Consider the following 17,965-nt stretch of genomic DNA (forward strand, 5'->3'; position numbering starts at 1 on the left):
GTCAGCTCATTACTCTGCAGCAATTTCAATATAAAATTAAATCAAATTCTGTGTTAGATAAAATCATAAAATTTAGCATCAAGAACAAGATTATCATTGGTATCATGACCTTGTTCCTGATTATTTGGGGCGTCTGGAGCGCAACCAAATTACCGATAGATGCTGTTCCTGACATTACCAATAATCAGGTTCAAATCATTACCGTTTGTCCAACTTTAGCCGGACAGGAAGTGGAGCAGTTGGTCACTTTCCCGATAGAACAAAGTATCGCCAATATTCCCGATATAGAGGAGACCCGAAGCATCTCAAGATTCGGATTGTCTGTGATTACTGTTGTTTTTAAAGAAAATGTGGATGTCTATTTTGCCCGCCAGCTAATAACTGAAAAACTTAAGGAAGCGACTGAGGAAATTCCGAAAGGAGTTGGGACACCGGAACTTTCACCTGTCAGTACAGGTTTGGGAGAGGTATATCAATATATTCTCCATCCGAAAAAAGGTAGTGAAAAAAAATACTCCTCCAAAGAACTGCGGACAATGCAAGACTGGATTGTAAGAAGACAATTGAACGGAACACCCGGTGTTGCAGAAGTCAACAGCTTTGGTGGAGAACTGAAACAATACGAAGTTGCAGTCGACCCAAATCGTCTCAGAGCAATGGGAGTCAGCATCACAGACCTTTTCACAGCATTGGAAAAGAACAATCAGAATACGGGAGGTGCATATATTGACAAAAAACCAAATGCTTATTTCATCCGTGGAATCGGCGTTGTGACGTCTCTTGATGACATTAAAAACATTGCCATTGTTAATAAAACAGGCAATGTTCCGATTTTTATAAAAGATGTTGCTGATGTTCGATTGGGAAGTGCCATCCGTTACGGCGCAATGACCTACAATGGTCAGGTAGATGCAGTTGGCGGAATTGTAATGATGCTGAAAGGTTCGAATAGCAATGAGGTTGTTAATTTAATTAAAGATAAAATTCCAACGATTCAAAAGTCTTTGCCCAATGATGTGCTCATCGAACCGTTTCTTGACCGAACCGACCTTGTGGGAAGAGCCATTAATACGGTACAGAAAAACCTTATTGAAGGCGCACTCATTGTGATTTTTGTTCTGGTCGTATTCTTAGGTAATTTTAGAGCAGGATTGATTGTTGCTTCTGCGATTCCGTTAGCATTGCTATTCGCATTGGGAATGATGAATGTTTTTGGAGTCAGCGCCAACTTAATGAGCCTTGGCGCAATAGATTTTGGATTGATTGTCGACGGAGCGGTCATTATCGTTGAAGCCACACTTCATCATTTAGGTTTAAGAAAATCTACGCAAAAATTGACGCAGTCGGAGATGGATGAGGAAGTTTTTCTTTCGGCATCCAAAATCAGAAATAGTGCGGCATTTGGCGAAATTATTATCTTAATCGTTTACATTCCAATCTTAACCTTAGTTGGTGTGGAAGGGAAAATGTTCACGCCAATGGCTAAAACGGTTGGTTTTGCGATTTTAGGTGCTTTGATTTTATCATTGACCTACATTCCAATGATGAGCGCATTGTTTTTATCTAAAACAGTTTCGACGAAAGAAACTTTTTCAGATAAAATGATGAATAAGCTGCAAAGTATTTATCAGCCATTGTTGCGACGCGCTTTGCAGTTAAAATACATCATTGTTTCTGCCACAATTGTTTTATTTGCGGTTTGTATCGTCATTTTTTCAAGAATGGGTGGTGAATTTATTCCGCAGTTGCAGGAAGGTGATTTTGCGTTTCACTGCATTTTGCCACAGGGAAGTTCGCTGACCCAAAGTATTGAAACTTCTATGCAGGCTTCAAGAATTATCAAACAATTTGATGAAGTGAAAATGGTTGTCGGCAAAACAGGTTCCGCTGAAGTTCCTACTGACCCGATGCCGCCCGAAGCTTCTGATTTAATTATTGTTCTTAAACCACAAAGCGATTGGAAAACCAAGAAATCGTATAATGAATTATCAGATGAAATTTTAGAAAAATTAGAGCTGATTCCAGGTATATTCTTTGAAAAAAACCAGCCGATACAGATGCGTTTTAATGAATTGATGACAGGAATCCGGCAAGATGTGGCCGTGAAAATTTTTGGTGAAAATCTGGATTCTCTTGCCATTTATGCTGAAAAAGTAAATAAAGTGATTCAAACTGTTGAGGGTACGACAGCTCCTCAGATTGAGCGAATCAGCGGACTTCCACAAATCAATGTGGAATATGACCGGACAAGAATGGCCAATTACGGATTGAATATCGAAGACGTTAATAATACCTTAAGCACCGCATTCGCAGGAAAATCTGCAGGTCAGGTTTTTGAGAATGAAAGACGTTTTGATTTGGTCGTTCGTTTAGACAGCCTTCACAGAACCAATATTGATGATGTCAATAATCTGATGATTTCAACAAGCACAGGAAACCAGATTCCTCTTTCTCAGGTGGCGAATATCAGCTACAAACTCGGTCCCTCACAGATTAGCCGAGAAGAAGGAAAACGCAGAATTGTTATTGGATTTAATGTGAAAGACCGTGATGTACAAAGTGTGGTGAATGATATTCAGGCAAAATTGGATAAGCAAGTCAAGTTGCCTTCGGGATATTACTTCACGTATGGCGGACAGTTTGAGAATCTTAAGGCCGCAAGCAAAAGGTTGATGGTTGCGGTTCCTGTTTCTTTGCTTCTCATTTTTCTACTGCTTTATTTTACATTTAAATCGTTCAAACAGGCTGCTTTGATTTTTACAGCGATTCCGATGAGTGCAATTGGTGGAATTTTCGCATTGTTGATAAGAGATATGCCGTTCAGTATCAGTGCGGGAATTGGTTTTATCGCATTATTCGGGGTCGCGGTTTTGAACGGAATAGTTCTCATTGGAACCTTCAATCAATTGGAAAAAGATGGCGAAACGGATATTCTGAAACGTGTTTTTGAAGGGACTAAAATAAGACTTCGACCTGTCTTGATGACCGCTGCGGTGGCTTCTTTAGGATTTCTTCCAATGGCAATTTCAACAGGAGCCGGAGCAGAAGTGCAGAAACCTTTGGCAACGGTTGTGATTGGCGGATTGATAACGGCAACTTTCCTGACGTTATTCGTTTTACCAATGTTGTACCTAATTTTTAATACAAAATTCAGAAGAAAGAATTTAAAAATAAAAGCTTTAACAACGATTGTCGTTTTAGGATTTTTATTGATTGGACAAACTTTGAATGCTCAAACCACGAAAACTCTTTCCGTAGAAGAGGCAACAGAAATGGCGCTGACAAATAATTATTCAATACAATCAAAAGATTTGGATATTAAAGTTTCCGAAGCTTTGAAACCAACCGCCAACGAACTTCCGAAAATGAATGTCAGTACGCAATTGGGGCAATACAACAGTCCGAAATTTGACCAGTCGTTTTCAATTTCACAGAGTATTCCGTTTCCGACTTTGTTCAAAGCGAAAAAAGATTTGATTAATGAAGAAATCAAAGGCAAACAAATCAATAAGGAAATTACTGCAAATGAGCTTGCAAAACAGGTGAGAACTTATTTTTATCAGATTGAATATCTGCATTACAATCAAAACAAATTGATGAAACTCGACAGTTTGTATCAGGATTTTATCAGGATTGCAACCGTACGATTCAATGCAGGAGACATCAAGAAAATAGAGATCAGTACGGCGGAAACTCAGAAAGGAGAAATCAATCTGTTATTAAATCAAAATAAAATTTATCTGAAAAATGCCTATAAAAATCTGAAAATTCTGCTCAATACGGATGAAGATATCGAAATTCCGCTCAATAAAAATTATCAGCCACTGAAGGCAGAATATGTTCTTGACAGTTCCACCATTGCAAATCATCCGACGGTTAAAGCTTTCTATCAGGAAATGGAAATTGCCGAGAAGAACAAAAATGTGGAGAAATCACAAGGTTTGCCGGAGTTCAGTTTGGGTTACACCAACCAGTCTATTATTGGTTTTCATACCGTGAATGGTCAGGAAAAATATTATAATGCTGGAAATAGGTTCAATGTTGCCAACGTCGGTATTTCAATTCCGTTGACGTTTGGAGCGACTAAAGCAAGAATCCAGTCTTTGGATTATCAGAAGCAAATCGCAGAATCCAATGCTAAACTTCAGCAAAAACAATTGACAGCTCAGTTGGAAAATGCATTAAGCCAATACCAGCAGGATGTTTTACAATATGAATATTATGTGAATCAGGCTTTACCTAATGCCGAAAAAATCGTGAAAGCAGGACAACTCGGATACAAAACCGGAGAAATTTCCTACGTCGAATATCTTTTTGCCTTACAGACAGCCACCAACATTCAGCTAAAATATTTGGAATCCATTCAACAGGTCAATCAGTCTGTCATCACCATTAATTCTTTAATCAATCAATAAAATGAAACAACATATCATCTATACAGCTTTTGCTTTAATTTTTCTCGTAAGCTGCGGAAAGAAAGATTCAAATGAATCTGAGAGTGAAATTAAAACCGAGAAAACAGAAGAACACGGCGAGGAAGCTCCACAAACCATTGCGAGCCTTACGGAAGAACAGATGAAAGCGGTCGGCATCACTTTGGGGAAAATCGAAATGAAGGAACTGACTTCCACGATTAAAGCAAATGGCGCATTACGTGTTCCTAATAATAATAAAGCAACTATCACTTCAATGTATGGTGGAATTATCAAAACTCTGAATGTGCAAATTGGGGATTTTGTAAAAAAAGGACAGGTGATTGCCTCTATTTCAAATCCAGAGTATATACAATTGCAGGAGCAATATTTAACTGTAAAAAGCAGAATTGCATTTGCCGAGCAGGAATACAAAAGACAAAAAGAATTGTTTGATAATGATGCCGGAGCCAAGAAAAACCTTCAAAGTTCCGATGCTGAACTGAAAACTCTGAGAACACAACGTTCATCTTTGCAGAGACAGCTTCAGATCATGGGAATTAATCCTGCGAATATCAGTAACGGAAATTTAAGGTCTGGCTTAGCTATTACATCGCCAATCAGCGGAACGGTCAGCAATATTTCTGCGCAGATAGGAAGTTATGTCGACATTTCATCGCCAGTTGCAGAAGTGATTGACAATGGCTCTTTACATCTCGATCTGCAGGTTTTTGAAAAGGATCTGCCTAAGATGAAAGTTGGGCAGATCGTTCATTTTAAACTCACTAATAATCCAGAAACCGAGTATGATGCCAAGATTTACAGCATCGGTTCATCTTTTGAAAATGACAGCAAAACCATCTCGGTTCACTGTTCAGTCACAGGAAACAAAGCGGGATTAATAGATGGAATGAATATCACAGGAATCGTAAGTCTTGATAAAAGTACAACACCCGCAGTTCCTAACGAAGCGATTGTAGAAGCCGACAGCAAATACTACATTTTCATTAAAACTGACAAAAAACCGGAAGAACATCACGCAGAAGAAAGCGAATATCAGGACGAACAGAAAGCGCCCGAGAAAGAATCAAAAGCCATTAATTTTGAAAAGATTGAAGTGGTGAAAGGTTCTTCTGATATGGGTTACACGGCAATAACGACAGTCAATGAAATTTCAGACGATGCTGAAGTTGTTGTGAAAGGAGCATTTTTTGTCAATGCAAAATTGAGTAATTCGGGAGAACACGAACATTAATCAAAATAGATAAATTACAATGTCAAATAATATAAATCACGAAAATCAACCTGAGAAAAAGCCAACTCCACAGGAAGAGAAAATCTACGAAGAAGCAGGTGCTAAAAAAATAATTGACGATGACGGATGCTGTTCTTCCAAGAAAGGCAAACCTGAAAAACACAGCGATGACGATGGTCACGACCACGATCACGATAATTCTGATAAAACAACATTCCAGATGTTTTTGCCGGCAATTGTTTCTTTCTTCGTGCTTTTGGCAGGGATAGTAATCGATAATTTCATTCTGCAGGGGTGGTTCAAAGACTGGGTCAGAATTATCTGGTATGCAGTTGCTTATATTCCCGTTGGTCTGCCGGTTCTGAAAGAAGCTTATGAAAGCATTATAAAAGGCGATATTTTTTCGGAGTTTTTTCTGATGAGCATTGCGACAGTTGGCGCATTTGCAATTGGGGAATATCCGGAAGGTGTGGCGGTCATGTTGTTTTACAGCGTTGGTGAAGTATTCCAGACGCTTGCAGTTTCAAGAGCGAAAAGTAATATCAAAGCACTCTTGGATCAGCGTCCTGACGAAGTAACCATCCTTGAAAACAATCAGCCTAAAACCATCCCTGCAGATCAGGCAAAAATTGGCGATATCATCCAATTAAAGTCAGGTGAAAAGTTAGCTTTGGATGGGGAATTAATAAGCGATTCAGCATCATTCAATACGGCTGCTTTGACTGGTGAGAGCAAACCTGATACAAAAAACAAAGGCGAAAGTGTATTGGCAGGAATGATCAATCTCCAAACCATTGCCCAGGTAAAAGTGACAACGGCTTACGAAGACAGTAAGTTGAGCAAAATACTGGAATTGGTACAGAATGCAACGGCTCAGAAAGCACCAACCGAACTTTTTATCCGAAAATTTGCAAGGGTCTATACACCGATCGTTGTAGGATTAGCAGTACTGATCTGCTTTCTACCATACTTTTTTGTAGATGAGTATATCTTCAGGGATTGGCTTTACAGAGCATTGGTCTTTCTGGTTATTTCTTGTCCGTGTGCTTTGGTCATCAGTATTCCTTTGGGTTATTTCGGGGGAATTGGCGCAGCTTCAAAAAATGGAATTTTGTTTAAGGGGAGTAACTTCTTAGATATTATTGCCAATATTCAGAATGTCGTGATGGACAAGACCGGAACGATGACAGAAGGTGTCTTCAAAGTTCAGGAAGTCAACATCAAACCGGAATTTGATAAGGATGAACTGCTGAAAATGGTCAATGCTTTAGAAAGCAAAAGTACACATCCAGTTGCCACGGCAATCCACGATTATGTGGGCAAAATAGATCAATCTTTAGAACTTCAGAATACAGAAGAAATCGCAGGACACGGACTGAAAGCGAATGCCAAAGGAAAAGAGCTATTGGTAGGGAATTTCAAATTGATGGACAAGTTTAGTATTCAATATGACATTGATCCATCAGAGATTATATATACTGTGATTGCGATTGCCTATGACGGGAAATTCGCAGGCTATATTACGATTGCTGACAATATCAAGGAAGATGCAAAACAAACGGTAGAAAGATTACACAGTTTAAATGTGAAAGCTACAATGCTAAGCGGTGATAAAAGTACCGTTGTAAAATTTGTAGCCCAACAGTTAGGAATTGATAATGCTTTTGGAGACCTATTACCCGAAGATAAGGTCAATAAAGTGAAAGAGATCAAATCCCGAAATGAAACCGTTGCATTTGTAGGAGATGGTGTAAATGATGCGCCTGTTGTAGCGTTGAGCGATGTGGGAATTGCGATGGGTGGACTTGGAAGTGATGCCACCATTGAAACCGCAGATGTAGTGATTCAAGACGATAAGCCTTCCAAAATACCGATGGCGATCAATATTGGAAAACAAACAAGAAAAATTGTCTGGCAGAATATTATCCTGGCTTTCGCAGTAAAAGGGGTAGTTCTTATTCTTGGAGCAGGCGGATTGGCAACAATGTGGGAAGCCGTCTTTGCGGATGTAGGAGTAGCTTTACTGGCAATTTTAAATGCAGTGAGGATCCAGAAAATGAAATTCTAATAAAAATTTAGACGTATGCAATTACTTAGGGACTCAGATTTTGTTCATAGTATACTTTACTGATGCAGAAATAATTTTTTCGGTACCTTCAGATCTTAGAATTAAATTTATAAAAATTGAAAAATAAGAATCTAGATATAAAGCAATATGAACTTTCGCCGCAGGCAAAAGCAGGAATTGTCATTGTAAAGATGGAAGATCGGGAAACTGAAGAACACGATGTTTCCAAACCGCACCGTGATGACCACTGTCAATTGATGCTTGCTGTAAGTGGAAATTTTAAATTGAATGTCGATTTTGAAACCATTGAGTTCAACGCTCCGGCATTACTTTTCGTATTTCCGGAGCAGGTTCATCAGGTGATCGAAGTGAAAGATTCCAAAGGTTGGATGATCAGCTTTGATCCTTCACTTATTGATAAAGAAGTGCTTCAGCTATTAGAACATCAATTTAGTAATCCGTTTTTGCTTCAGCAGGAATCTGTTTTCTTTCAGCAAGTGATCATCCTAATGGATTTTATTGAAAAAGTACAATTACAAAATACCAATCACTATCTTCAAAAAACTGTCAGCTCTTTATTGAATGCGCTACTGAGCTTTGTTGCCGGAGAATTGATTGCTAATTTACCGATGATAAAAGGGAAAGAAAAACGCAGTATCATCATTAAGGAAAACTTCATCAAGCTGACCAAAGAACATTTCAAAACCTGGAAGCAACCAGCGAAATATGCTTCTGCACTTTCTATTTCAACGTCTCATTTGAACGACACTGTAAAATCATTGACGGGAAGTTCGGTTTCCGCTCATATTCAGGAAGTATCCATGTTGGAAGCTAAAAGATTGCTTTATTTTACAGATAATGCAGTTAAGGAGATTGCTTACGAAGTGGGTTATGATGAGCCTGTTTATTTTGGAAAACTGTTTAAAAAAATAACAAAATTGACGCCTCTTGAGTTTCGGAAGAAATTCCGTGATAAAGACTATTCTTCCTCTGATTGAAACTATCATCAAGGTTGATCACGTGAGTAGATTTGCATTGTAATTAATACAATGATTAAGATGCAAAACGAAATCAAAATCCCCATTATACTTAATGCCGTACGAAAAATTGGGGATGACTTTTTAAAAAAGTATAAACTAAATCCAATACCGCAAAGTATGGATGAGCTTTTGAAAGAATTGAAGAACATTGATACTTTATGTTTGGCTTCTTTAAAAAAAGATCTAACTCTTGAATTCCCCAATATTCCCTGGCATATCGGTGACGAATTTGATACCGATTCGCAAAGAAATCCTGCCGCAGTAGAAGAATATTGGCTGTGTGACGCAATGGATGGCGCTATCCAATATCTGCAACATATTCCTGGATGGACGATTAATTTGGTATTTATCCGTAATGGAAAACCGTTTTTCTCAGTTATTTATGATCCATTGGCCAACGAAATATTTTGGGCAAAAGATGGTGAAGGTGCTTTTATGAATGATAAAGCAATGAATATCAGTCGTAAAAAAGATTTTGCAGTGATGTTGGCTGTTTTCGAGTATGGACATCAGGACAAATCCAATAATCATTTGAATAAAAAAATTGGTTTTACAATCACACAACTGCTGGATAATTTCGGAATTGTAAGAAACTACGGACCGCACGGATTGCAACTGGCTTATGTTGGTGCCGGAAGAATCGATATGTTTATTCAGGAAGATCTCGATACATATAATTGGATCGCTGGATTGCTGATTGCCAAAGAAGCCGGAGCTGAAATTTTAACAACCGATGGAATTCCTTGGAAATGGGGAAGCGAAAGCCTTTTGGTCGCAGGCAAAAGTATTATTGAAAAATATCTCTCAATTAAATCTGAAAATTAAAATGAATATAGCAATCATAGGAGCCGGAGCCGGAATTGGATTAGAATCTGTCAATCAGGCTCTCGCAAAAGGACTTAAGGTAAAAGCACTATCAACAAAAACCGACCATATTCCCGATCATCCCAATCTGATTAAAATAAACGGAAGTGCAACCTCACCAGTTGACTTGAAAAAAGCAATCAAAGATTCAAATGCAGTTTTGATCACTGTCGGGACAAAAAATAAAAAAGCAACCACTCTTTTTTCTGATATTGCCAAAACAATTATTGATGTTACAGCTGAACTTAATTTTTCCTCGCCTGTTTTGGTCATTACAGGTTTTGGAACGGGAGAAAGTAAGAATTATTTAAGTTTCTTTATGCGGACGATCATCTCATTATTCCTGAAAGATCAGTATATCAATAAAACAGAAATGGAAGAACTCATTAAAAAAAGTCATTTGAAATGGGAGATCATACGACCCGGAATGCTCACCAACGGAAGTGCAACTTCAACTTACAGAGTATTATCCGGACTACAAAAAGGAATGAGAGTTGGAAAAATATCAAGAAGTGATGTAGCCAATTACTTGGTTAATGAAGCAGAAAATCAAAGATTTATACATCAATACGTAGCGTTGACAAATTAATAAAAAAATAGTGACCGATATAATTCTGTCACTATTTTTACATAAAATCATTGGTATCAAATAGTTTCTTTTGATGATGAAATTCCTTTAAATATTATAGCGATCTACTTTTAAAAACCATCATTTTTTTTCTCGTCATTTCATTGATCGTATAGGAGATTCCGCCCATTCCCAAAACTGAACTATCTCTTCCTCCAAACGGTGTCCAATCTACTCAAATTTTCTTTTGCGCTCAACTCAATTTTTTTTATTGGCAGGAGAGGTTCGCCAATAAGTTGTCATACATCTCACCAAATCTAAGAAGTCATTATAAAGCGGTTTGTATAAAAAGCAGCGGGGTTCGTATAATAACTGAAATAGCGCTTATCCTTTATTTTATTTTAGCCTCATATAATACATTTCTTTCTTTTGTGGAAGATAATAATCGAAAAATTATATGAGTAAAAAAATTATTATTCTGTTTCTGTTCATCTCCTGGTTAAATACATATGCCCAGAAGAATTGGACATTGAAACAATGTATAGAGTACGGGTTAAAGAATAACCGTAATAATACGATCTATGCCAATGAGAAACTGGCTGCCGATGCCAAAGCAAAAGAAGTGCTGGCGGATTACCTGCCTAAAGTAAGCTTGACCTCAACATTGGATAACAACCTTAAACTACAACAAAGTGTCATCCCCGCAGGAATTTTTGGGCCCGATGAGATTCGGGTGTCACTCACACAAAAATATAATTCCAACTTTGTAGGACAGTTAGATCAGGTAATTTATGACCAGTCGCTTTTGACCGGGTTGAAAGCCAACAAGTATAACAAACTAAGGGCTGATCTTAACATTGAACAGAGCAATGAGGCGATCATTTACAATATAAGCATCGCCTATTTCCAGATCTTCGTCTACAATGAGCAGTTGGAACTATTGGAATACAATAAAGAAACGTATCAAAGGCAGATCGAGATATACCGTTTACAGGTTGACAAAGGAGTGACCCTTCAAAAAGATCTAGATAAGGTAAATGTGGACTACAATAACACCATTTCCCAGATACGTGTTGCCGAAAGCAACCTAAAGCTTGCCGAAAACGAACTCAAATACGAAATGGGCTATCCCATAAATGACCTACTCGCGGTCAATATTTCTACAGAACCGGAAATACCCCTGAAATCCGAAGACAATGCGGACACCTTTTCTGCTGCATCCAGAATTGATTATAAATTATCCGAACTCAAGATCAAAACATTGGAGATAGAACAGACACGTATCAAGGCAGAAGGACTTCCAAAACTTTCAGGATATTTCCGTTATGGTGCTGTAGGTTTTGGAGACAATCTCAACGGTGCTTATGACCAGTTACTTCCTTACTCAGCAGTTGGATTGAAGTTAAGTATTCCTATTCTTGATTTTTATAAACGCAATGCCCAGTACAAACAAGCAAAGATCAATCGCATCAATGCGGAAGAGAGCCTCAAACTGGCAGAAGGAAAGTACAAGGTAGAATACGAAAATGCATCTACCAAACTTGTGCAGGCGCAGACCAACGTTGAAAATGATAAAAGGAATGTAGAGCTAGCGGAATCTGTCCTCAAAGTCACCGATCTGCAATTCCAGAAAGGAACCACCAATCTTACAGATTGGCTGAATACACAGAACTCACTGAGAGAAGCCCAGAATAGTTACCTCAACTCCTTATACAGTTTCTACCAAGCCCGTATTGATCTTGAAAAGGCAGCGGGAACATTAAAAACTTTTTATAATTCACTTTAGACCATTATGAAGAAAAAAATTATAGTCACGCTGGTTTGTGTCGGTATTATCGCTTTTGTTGTTTTTAAGCTTGCCACCAATAAGAAAAAGATCGACGAAAAGAACCAGCCTGCACAGCTGGAAGATGTACGTATCCCTGTAACTGCAATACCAGTATCAGAAGAGGTACAGGATATTGAACTGATCAAGACCGGTATGTTGGCTCCTTTTAAGGAGGCAAAGGTTCTGTCGGTAACAAGCGGAAATATTCAACGGTTGCTGTTCAAACTAGGTGACCAAGTACGACAGGGACAGACACTTGCTGTGATTGACACCCGTCTGCTGGAAATCGACCTTCAGAAAGCGGAATCCAATGTTTCCAAGCTGAAACGTGACCTACAGACATATACAGATCTTCTCGAAGGCAGTGCCGCTACACAGGAGAAAGTGAACGATATACGTCAGAGTTATAATGATGCCCAGAATCTTTCCCAACAACTGCGCAGACAGATTGCAGATGCTACCATCAAATCGCCGATCAATGGGATCATAGGCAATAAAGCGGTTGAAGAAGGCATGTATATTACAGCGGGAGGAGAGATAGGATCCATTGTCAATCTTTCCCAATTAAAGGTAGAAGTATATTTTACCGAGGTAGAAGTATACCAGATAAAAGTTGGTCAGAAAATCAAGCTTAGCACCGATGTCTATCCCGATAAGCCTTTCTATGGCACGATCACCTTTATCAGCCCGCAGGCAAATCAGGCCTACAATTATCAAGTGGAGATCACTGCTAATAACGATAAACAGACCCCATTACGTTCTGGAACTTTTGTATATGCCGATTTTTCACGGACGACACCGCAGAAGATATTGCTGATTCCCCGTGAAGCACTAAATGCGAGTACGCAGGATGCCTCGGTTTATATTGCAAAGGATGGAAAAGCTGTACTTCGTCACATTAAGGCCGGTGCTGAATTTGGAGGGAAGATCCAAGTTACAGAGGGATTGCAGGCAGGCGAACAGGTCATTACATCCGGACAGATCAATCTAAAGGACGGTAAATTAATTAACATTTCAAAATAAAAAGCAGTACCATGTCAATAACCGGAATAGCCATAAAAAGGCCCTTATTGCTTATCGTAATCTTTACGGTACTAGTCATGTTCGGGATACAATCTTACCTGAGCCTGAACTATAACCTGCTTCCGAAGATCGAAGTACCCACGGTTTCCGTAAGTACGCTTTACCCCGGTGCATCGGCGGCGGAAGTACAGACGACCGTCACCAAGAAGCTCGAAGATGCTTTTTCATCTGTAGAAGGGCTTGATCAGATCAATTCCACTTCGCAGGAAAGTGTTTCGATCATTACCATTTCGTTTAAGAGCGGAATTGACATTGATAAAGCGGAGCGGGATGTTCAGCGCAAGGCCGATCAGGCATTGAACGACCTGCCGGACGATGCAGAACGACCACAGGTAAACAAGGTAAATCTGGAAGAAACCCCTGTAATCAAAGCCGGAATTACTGCGAACATGGCCCCCAGAAATATATATGATCTGATGGACAATCAGTTAAGACCGATACTACAGAACGTTGCGGGTGTAGGTCAGGTTAATATTATCGGGGGTGATGAGCGTGAGATACAGATCAACATCAATCAGGATAAACTGTTGGCATACGGTCTTTCGATCGCACAGATTACACAGGCGGTAAACAATGCCAATCTGTCCTTTCCTGCCGGTAGCATAGAAACGCAGAACCAGCAGCTTTCCATCCGATATGATGCCAATGTACAATCATTAGACCAGCTGCGTGATCTTATTGTATTTCAAAATGCAAAACAGGGGGTCATCTATCTGAAGGATATTGCAGAGGTGGTCGATGCCACGGCAAAAACAACGGCGATCAACCACATCAACGGTATTCCGTCTATCGGTGTGCAGATCATCAAACAGAGCGATGCCAATGCAGTTGATGTTAGTGAACAGGTGAAAAAAGCATTTTCAAATATCGAAGCGCAATACAAAGAGCAGAACCTGAAATTCAATATTTCGTCCGACCAGAGTGTTTATACGCTCAACTCGGCCGATGCGGTCATGTTCGACCTGATGCTGGCCGTGATCATCGTAGGCATCGTGATGTTGGCATTCCTTCACAGCTTCAGAAGTTCCATGTTCGTGTTGGTAGCACTCCCCGCATCCATCATACCAACATTTATCGCCATGTACATGCTTGGATTTTCGCTCAACCTGATGACGCTGATGGCACTTTCACTTGTAGTGGGCATATTGGTGGATGATTCCATCGTGGTACTGGAAAACATCTACAGGCACATGGAAATGGGATCTGACAAAAGGAAGGCAGCTCTTGAGGGGCGTAACGAGATCGGGTTTACCGCTCTTTCCATTACACTGGTGGATGTCGTGGTATTCCTCCCATTGGCATTGGCGGGGGGTATGATCGGTTCCATACTCAGGGAGTTCTCCCTCGTGGTCGTGATCTCGACCCTGATGAGCCTCTTTGTTTCCTTTACTGTCACTCCTTTGCTGGCAAGCCGTTTTGGCAAACTTGAACATTTGAGCAACGGTACCTTATGGGGAAGGATCAATCTTGGTTTTGAAAATTTCATCGATGGCATCAAAAAAGACTACGAGAGACTCTTGGAAAAGGTGCTCCGCAAGAAAAGATGGCTTTTATCCGGCACTATATTACTCATCATCGGATCTATCGCCCTGGTTCCAACAGGGTTTATCGGAGCAGCATTTATCCCCAAAACGGATCAGAGCGATCTTATACTGAACATGGAACTGGAGCCTACGGCAACCATCTATAAGACCAATATGCTCGTACAACAGGCGGAAACACTGCTGATGGAACAGCCTGAGGTGGAAAAGGTATTTTCCAGCATCGGTTTTGTCAGCGGAAGTGTATCGGGAACCAGCAGTAATGCCAATCTTGCCGAGCTGACATTGACTTTGGTGGATAAGAAAAAGCGTGGTATGTCTTCCGAAGAATTTGGTACCTATATCCAGAATAAACTGAGCGGAGCGATCACCGGTGTCAAGTTCACGGCATCATCCACCTCCATTACTGGGAATGTCAGCAGTGCACCCATACAGATCGCCATTAAAGGCGTTGACCTGAAAGATGTCCGTCAGGTAGCGGAAGCTTACCAGAAGGTTGTAGAAGCAGTACCCGGAACACAGTTTGTCAAACTTTCCGTGAAGAACAGGAAACCGGAGGTGGACATCAAACTGAACAGGGAAAAAATGAGCCTGTTGGGACTGAATGCCAGTATGGTCGGGGCGACACTACAGAATTCATTTAGCGGCAGCGATCAAAGCCAGTTCAAACAGGGTGGCAATGAATATGATATCAGGGTGAGCCTGGATAAGTTTAACCGTTCGGATATCAAGAATGTAAGAAGCATGCCTTTTGTGAATTCAGAAGGTAAAAGTATATTATTAAGCCAGTTTGCAAACGTGAGTGAGACCCTTGGGGAAACTACCTTACAGCGGATCGACCGTCTGGGTTCCATCACTGTACAGGCAAATGTGACAGGACGTCCTACCGGTACTGTTAGCGATGAGATCAAGGAAAAAGCCGCATCTGTTAAACTTCCCAACGGTATCAGTGTAGAGTATCTCGGCGATTCCAAGAACCAGGGAGATGCCTTTGGAAGTTTGGGATTAGCATTGGTCACGGCCATTGTTCTGGTTTACTTGATCATGGTAGCACTGTACGAAAATGCAGTCTATCCCTTTGTCGTATTGTTCTCCATACCGGTAGCACTGGTGGGTGCATTCCTGATCTTGGCACTGACAATGGAAACCCTTAACATCTTTACCATTATCGGGATGATCATGCTTCTGGGTCTGGTTTCAAAAAATGCAATCCTTATCGTGGATTTCACCAATCACCTGAGAGCGGAAGGACGTCCTGTCAAAGAGGCTTTGGTCGAAGCGGGTAAGGAAAGGCTACGCCCTATCCTGATGACCACCTTGGCAATGATCTTTGGGATGCTTCCCATTGCTATCGCAAGCGGTGCGGCTTCTGAGATCAAGAACGGCATGGCATGGGTGATTATTGGGGGCTTAACGAGTTCTATGGTCTTGACTTTATTTGTCGTGCCCAGCATGTATCTAATTATTGATAATCTACTGCAGAGAATATTGAAGAAAAAATGATGAGATCCATGAATAGATGGTGTGAAAAATCTCAATATTACAATACTTAAGTCGACAACCGATTTATATCCTAATATCCGGCAATCTCAATAAAAACCATTGATTGCCGGATATATTTCATAGATCAGGATTAAGATTGAAACGAATGAACAATTTATAAAAATCAGGAATGCCAAAATAATACACACAAAGATAAAAGACCGCAAAGTTGAAAAGGATTCACCGCCGTAAGGATTTAAGCGGATTGTCTATACCGATAGAATAAAGTAGCAAGTTTTCTCTTCTTAGGAGTTTAAGCGTTAATTATCATCTCAATATTCATTTCGGTAAGACATTGACAAGTAAATCGAATTTCATTCAATATTAGCATAAACACTGTCGTCTGATTACTCAATATTGAGCGAACCTCCCGAATAGATCCTGAAAAAATCCTTTTTATACACTTCCCCTAATGGCACTTCATTTTCGCCGAGGTAGACATTATGATGATCAAATGAATCAATGAAATTGAGATTGATTACATACGACTTGCTGACCCTTAAAAAAGTATTATTAGGGATTTTCTGATGTATGGTCTTGAGGTTCATGGCTGTGATCAGTTTCTGGTTACCGGTGTAGATCACCACATAGTCCTTTAAGCCCTCAATATATTTGATGTCAGCAAAATTGATCTTGAAAAACTTCCGTTCAGATTTTATGATCATAAAATCTCCGGTATTTGACTCTATCGTATTCTTTTCAGTTTCAGCGGAAAGCAATTTTTTGTAAGTTACAGCCTTATTGATGGCTTTTTGGACACGGGATTTGTCAATCGGTTTTAATAGATAGTCAATAGCATCGAGCTCATAGCTTTCCAAAGCGTACTTAGGATAGGCTGTAGTAAAGATAACGAGCGTATCTTCAGGTAGCTGGGATGCAAATTCCAATCCTGTTACCATAGGCATCTCGATATCCAGAAAGATAAGATCTACACTATTGATCTTTAAAAACTTTAGTGCTGCCGGAGCATTAGAAAATGAACCGATTATTTCAAGATCGGAAACGTCATTGATCAATGCCTGCATTTCCTGTCTTGCCAAAGGTTCGTCGTCTACTATAATACATTTCATAATGGAATAGTTAATTTGATTTCATATTGACTTTCTGAAGAATATATGTCAAGTGTATGGTTATGACCATACAAAAGTTCAAGACGTCTTTTTATATTTCCCAAGCCTAATCCGCTACTTTTCTCACTGGCAGAAGGTATATAATTTGAATCTTTTGAATTGATACAGCAGAAGTGCAGGAAATTGTCTTTCACATCTATTTTTACGTGTACAAAGGATTCCTCATCATTTATATTCACACTGTGCTTAACAGCATTTTCAACAAAAGTGGTAAAAAGATTTGGTGGAAGGAATATGCTTTTAATGATACTGCAATCGGTGTCACTGCTGAGTTTTACCGACAGATTATCTCTCCTAATGGTCTCAAGATCTAGGAAATTAGACAGGAAATTAATTTCGGACTTTAAAAGGGTACGTTCATCATTATTTTCGTAGAGTTGGTATCTAAGAAATTCCGAAAGTTTAACGATCACCATTCCCGCTTTATCCGGATCCGTCCTTATAAGAGATTTGATACCGTTAAGTGTATTAAACAAAAAGTGTGGGTTCATCTGGTTTCTAAGTTCATTTAATTCCATTTTGAAATTGATCCTGTCCAGCTCATTGATCCGCTGATTATCCTTCATCCAACGTTGAAATAACTTGATCATGGTCGTGACAAGGATTATAGGGATAAGGATCACGATCGATTCGT

At 39.7% G+C, this 17,965-nt stretch carries 11 protein-coding genes; 9 read left to right on the forward strand and 2 right to left on the reverse strand.

Annotated elements, in window-relative coordinates:
- Window positions 1–50 precede the first annotated feature (50 nt).
- From BM371_RS01880 to BM371_RS01920, 9 genes are all read left to right on the forward strand, one after another.
- Window positions 51–4,415: a CusA/CzcA family heavy metal efflux RND transporter gene (locus BM371_RS01880; protein WP_074958596.1), complete on the forward strand. Its 4,365-nt coding sequence runs from the start codon at window positions 51–53 to the stop codon at window positions 4,413–4,415.
- 1 nt (window position 4,416) lies between these two features.
- On the forward strand, window positions 4,417–5,667 hold the full coding sequence (locus BM371_RS01885; protein ID WP_034675144.1) for an efflux RND transporter periplasmic adaptor subunit: 1,251 nt from the start codon (window positions 4,417–4,419) through the stop codon (window positions 5,665–5,667).
- A 19-nt stretch (window positions 5,668–5,686) separates the two neighbouring features.
- A complete protein-coding gene (locus BM371_RS01890) occupies window positions 5,687–7,735 on the forward strand; it encodes a heavy metal translocating P-type ATPase (RefSeq protein WP_034675146.1) in 2,049 nt (682 codons plus the stop codon).
- 116 nt (window positions 7,736–7,851) lie between these two features.
- The gene (locus BM371_RS01895; RefSeq protein ID WP_051882722.1) at window positions 7,852–8,733 is read left to right on the forward strand and encodes an AraC family transcriptional regulator; all 882 of its coding nucleotides are present in this window, start codon (window positions 7,852–7,854) and stop codon (window positions 8,731–8,733) included.
- Between the two features lie 60 nt (window positions 8,734–8,793).
- Window positions 8,794–9,600 (forward strand): inositol monophosphatase family protein, encoded by an 807-nt coding sequence (locus tag BM371_RS01900; RefSeq protein WP_034675149.1) that lies wholly within the window; start codon window positions 8,794–8,796, stop codon window positions 9,598–9,600.
- A 1-nt stretch (window position 9,601) separates the two neighbouring features.
- Entirely contained in the window at window positions 9,602–10,228 is a 627-nt protein-coding gene (locus BM371_RS01905) for an NAD(P)-dependent oxidoreductase (RefSeq protein ID WP_034677254.1), read from the forward strand.
- 436 nt (window positions 10,229–10,664) lie between these two features.
- Window positions 10,665–11,993: a TolC family protein gene (locus BM371_RS01910; RefSeq protein ID WP_034675151.1), complete on the forward strand. Its 1,329-nt coding sequence runs from the start codon at window positions 10,665–10,667 to the stop codon at window positions 11,991–11,993.
- 6 nt (window positions 11,994–11,999) lie between these two features.
- On the forward strand, window positions 12,000–13,058 hold the full coding sequence (locus tag BM371_RS01915) for an efflux RND transporter periplasmic adaptor subunit (RefSeq protein ID WP_034675154.1): 1,059 nt from the start codon (window positions 12,000–12,002) through the stop codon (window positions 13,056–13,058).
- Between the two features lie 11 nt (window positions 13,059–13,069).
- Window positions 13,070–16,162 carry an efflux RND transporter permease subunit gene (locus tag BM371_RS01920; protein ID WP_034675158.1) on the forward strand — a complete coding sequence of 1,031 codons (3,093 nt, stop codon included), beginning with the start codon at window positions 13,070–13,072 and terminating at the stop codon, window positions 16,160–16,162.
- A 386-nt stretch (window positions 16,163–16,548) separates the two neighbouring features.
- On the opposite strand, the gene BM371_RS01925 is transcribed toward BM371_RS01920, so the two are convergent.
- A complete protein-coding gene (locus BM371_RS01925; protein WP_034675160.1) occupies window positions 16,549–17,271 on the reverse strand; it encodes a LytR/AlgR family response regulator transcription factor in 723 nt (240 codons plus the stop codon).
- On the reverse strand, window positions 17,268–17,921 hold the full coding sequence (locus tag BM371_RS20630) for a sensor histidine kinase (RefSeq protein ID WP_228423569.1): 654 nt from the start codon (window positions 17,919–17,921) through the stop codon (window positions 17,268–17,270). Before BM371_RS20630 ends, BM371_RS01925 begins: the two co-directional genes overlap by 4 nt.
- Window positions 17,922–17,965: the final 44 nt, after the last annotated feature.

The sequence above is a fragment of the Chryseobacterium formosense genome (assembly GCF_900116415.1).
GTDB classification, from domain to species: Bacteria; Bacteroidota; Bacteroidia; order Flavobacteriales; family Weeksellaceae; genus Chryseobacterium; species Chryseobacterium formosense.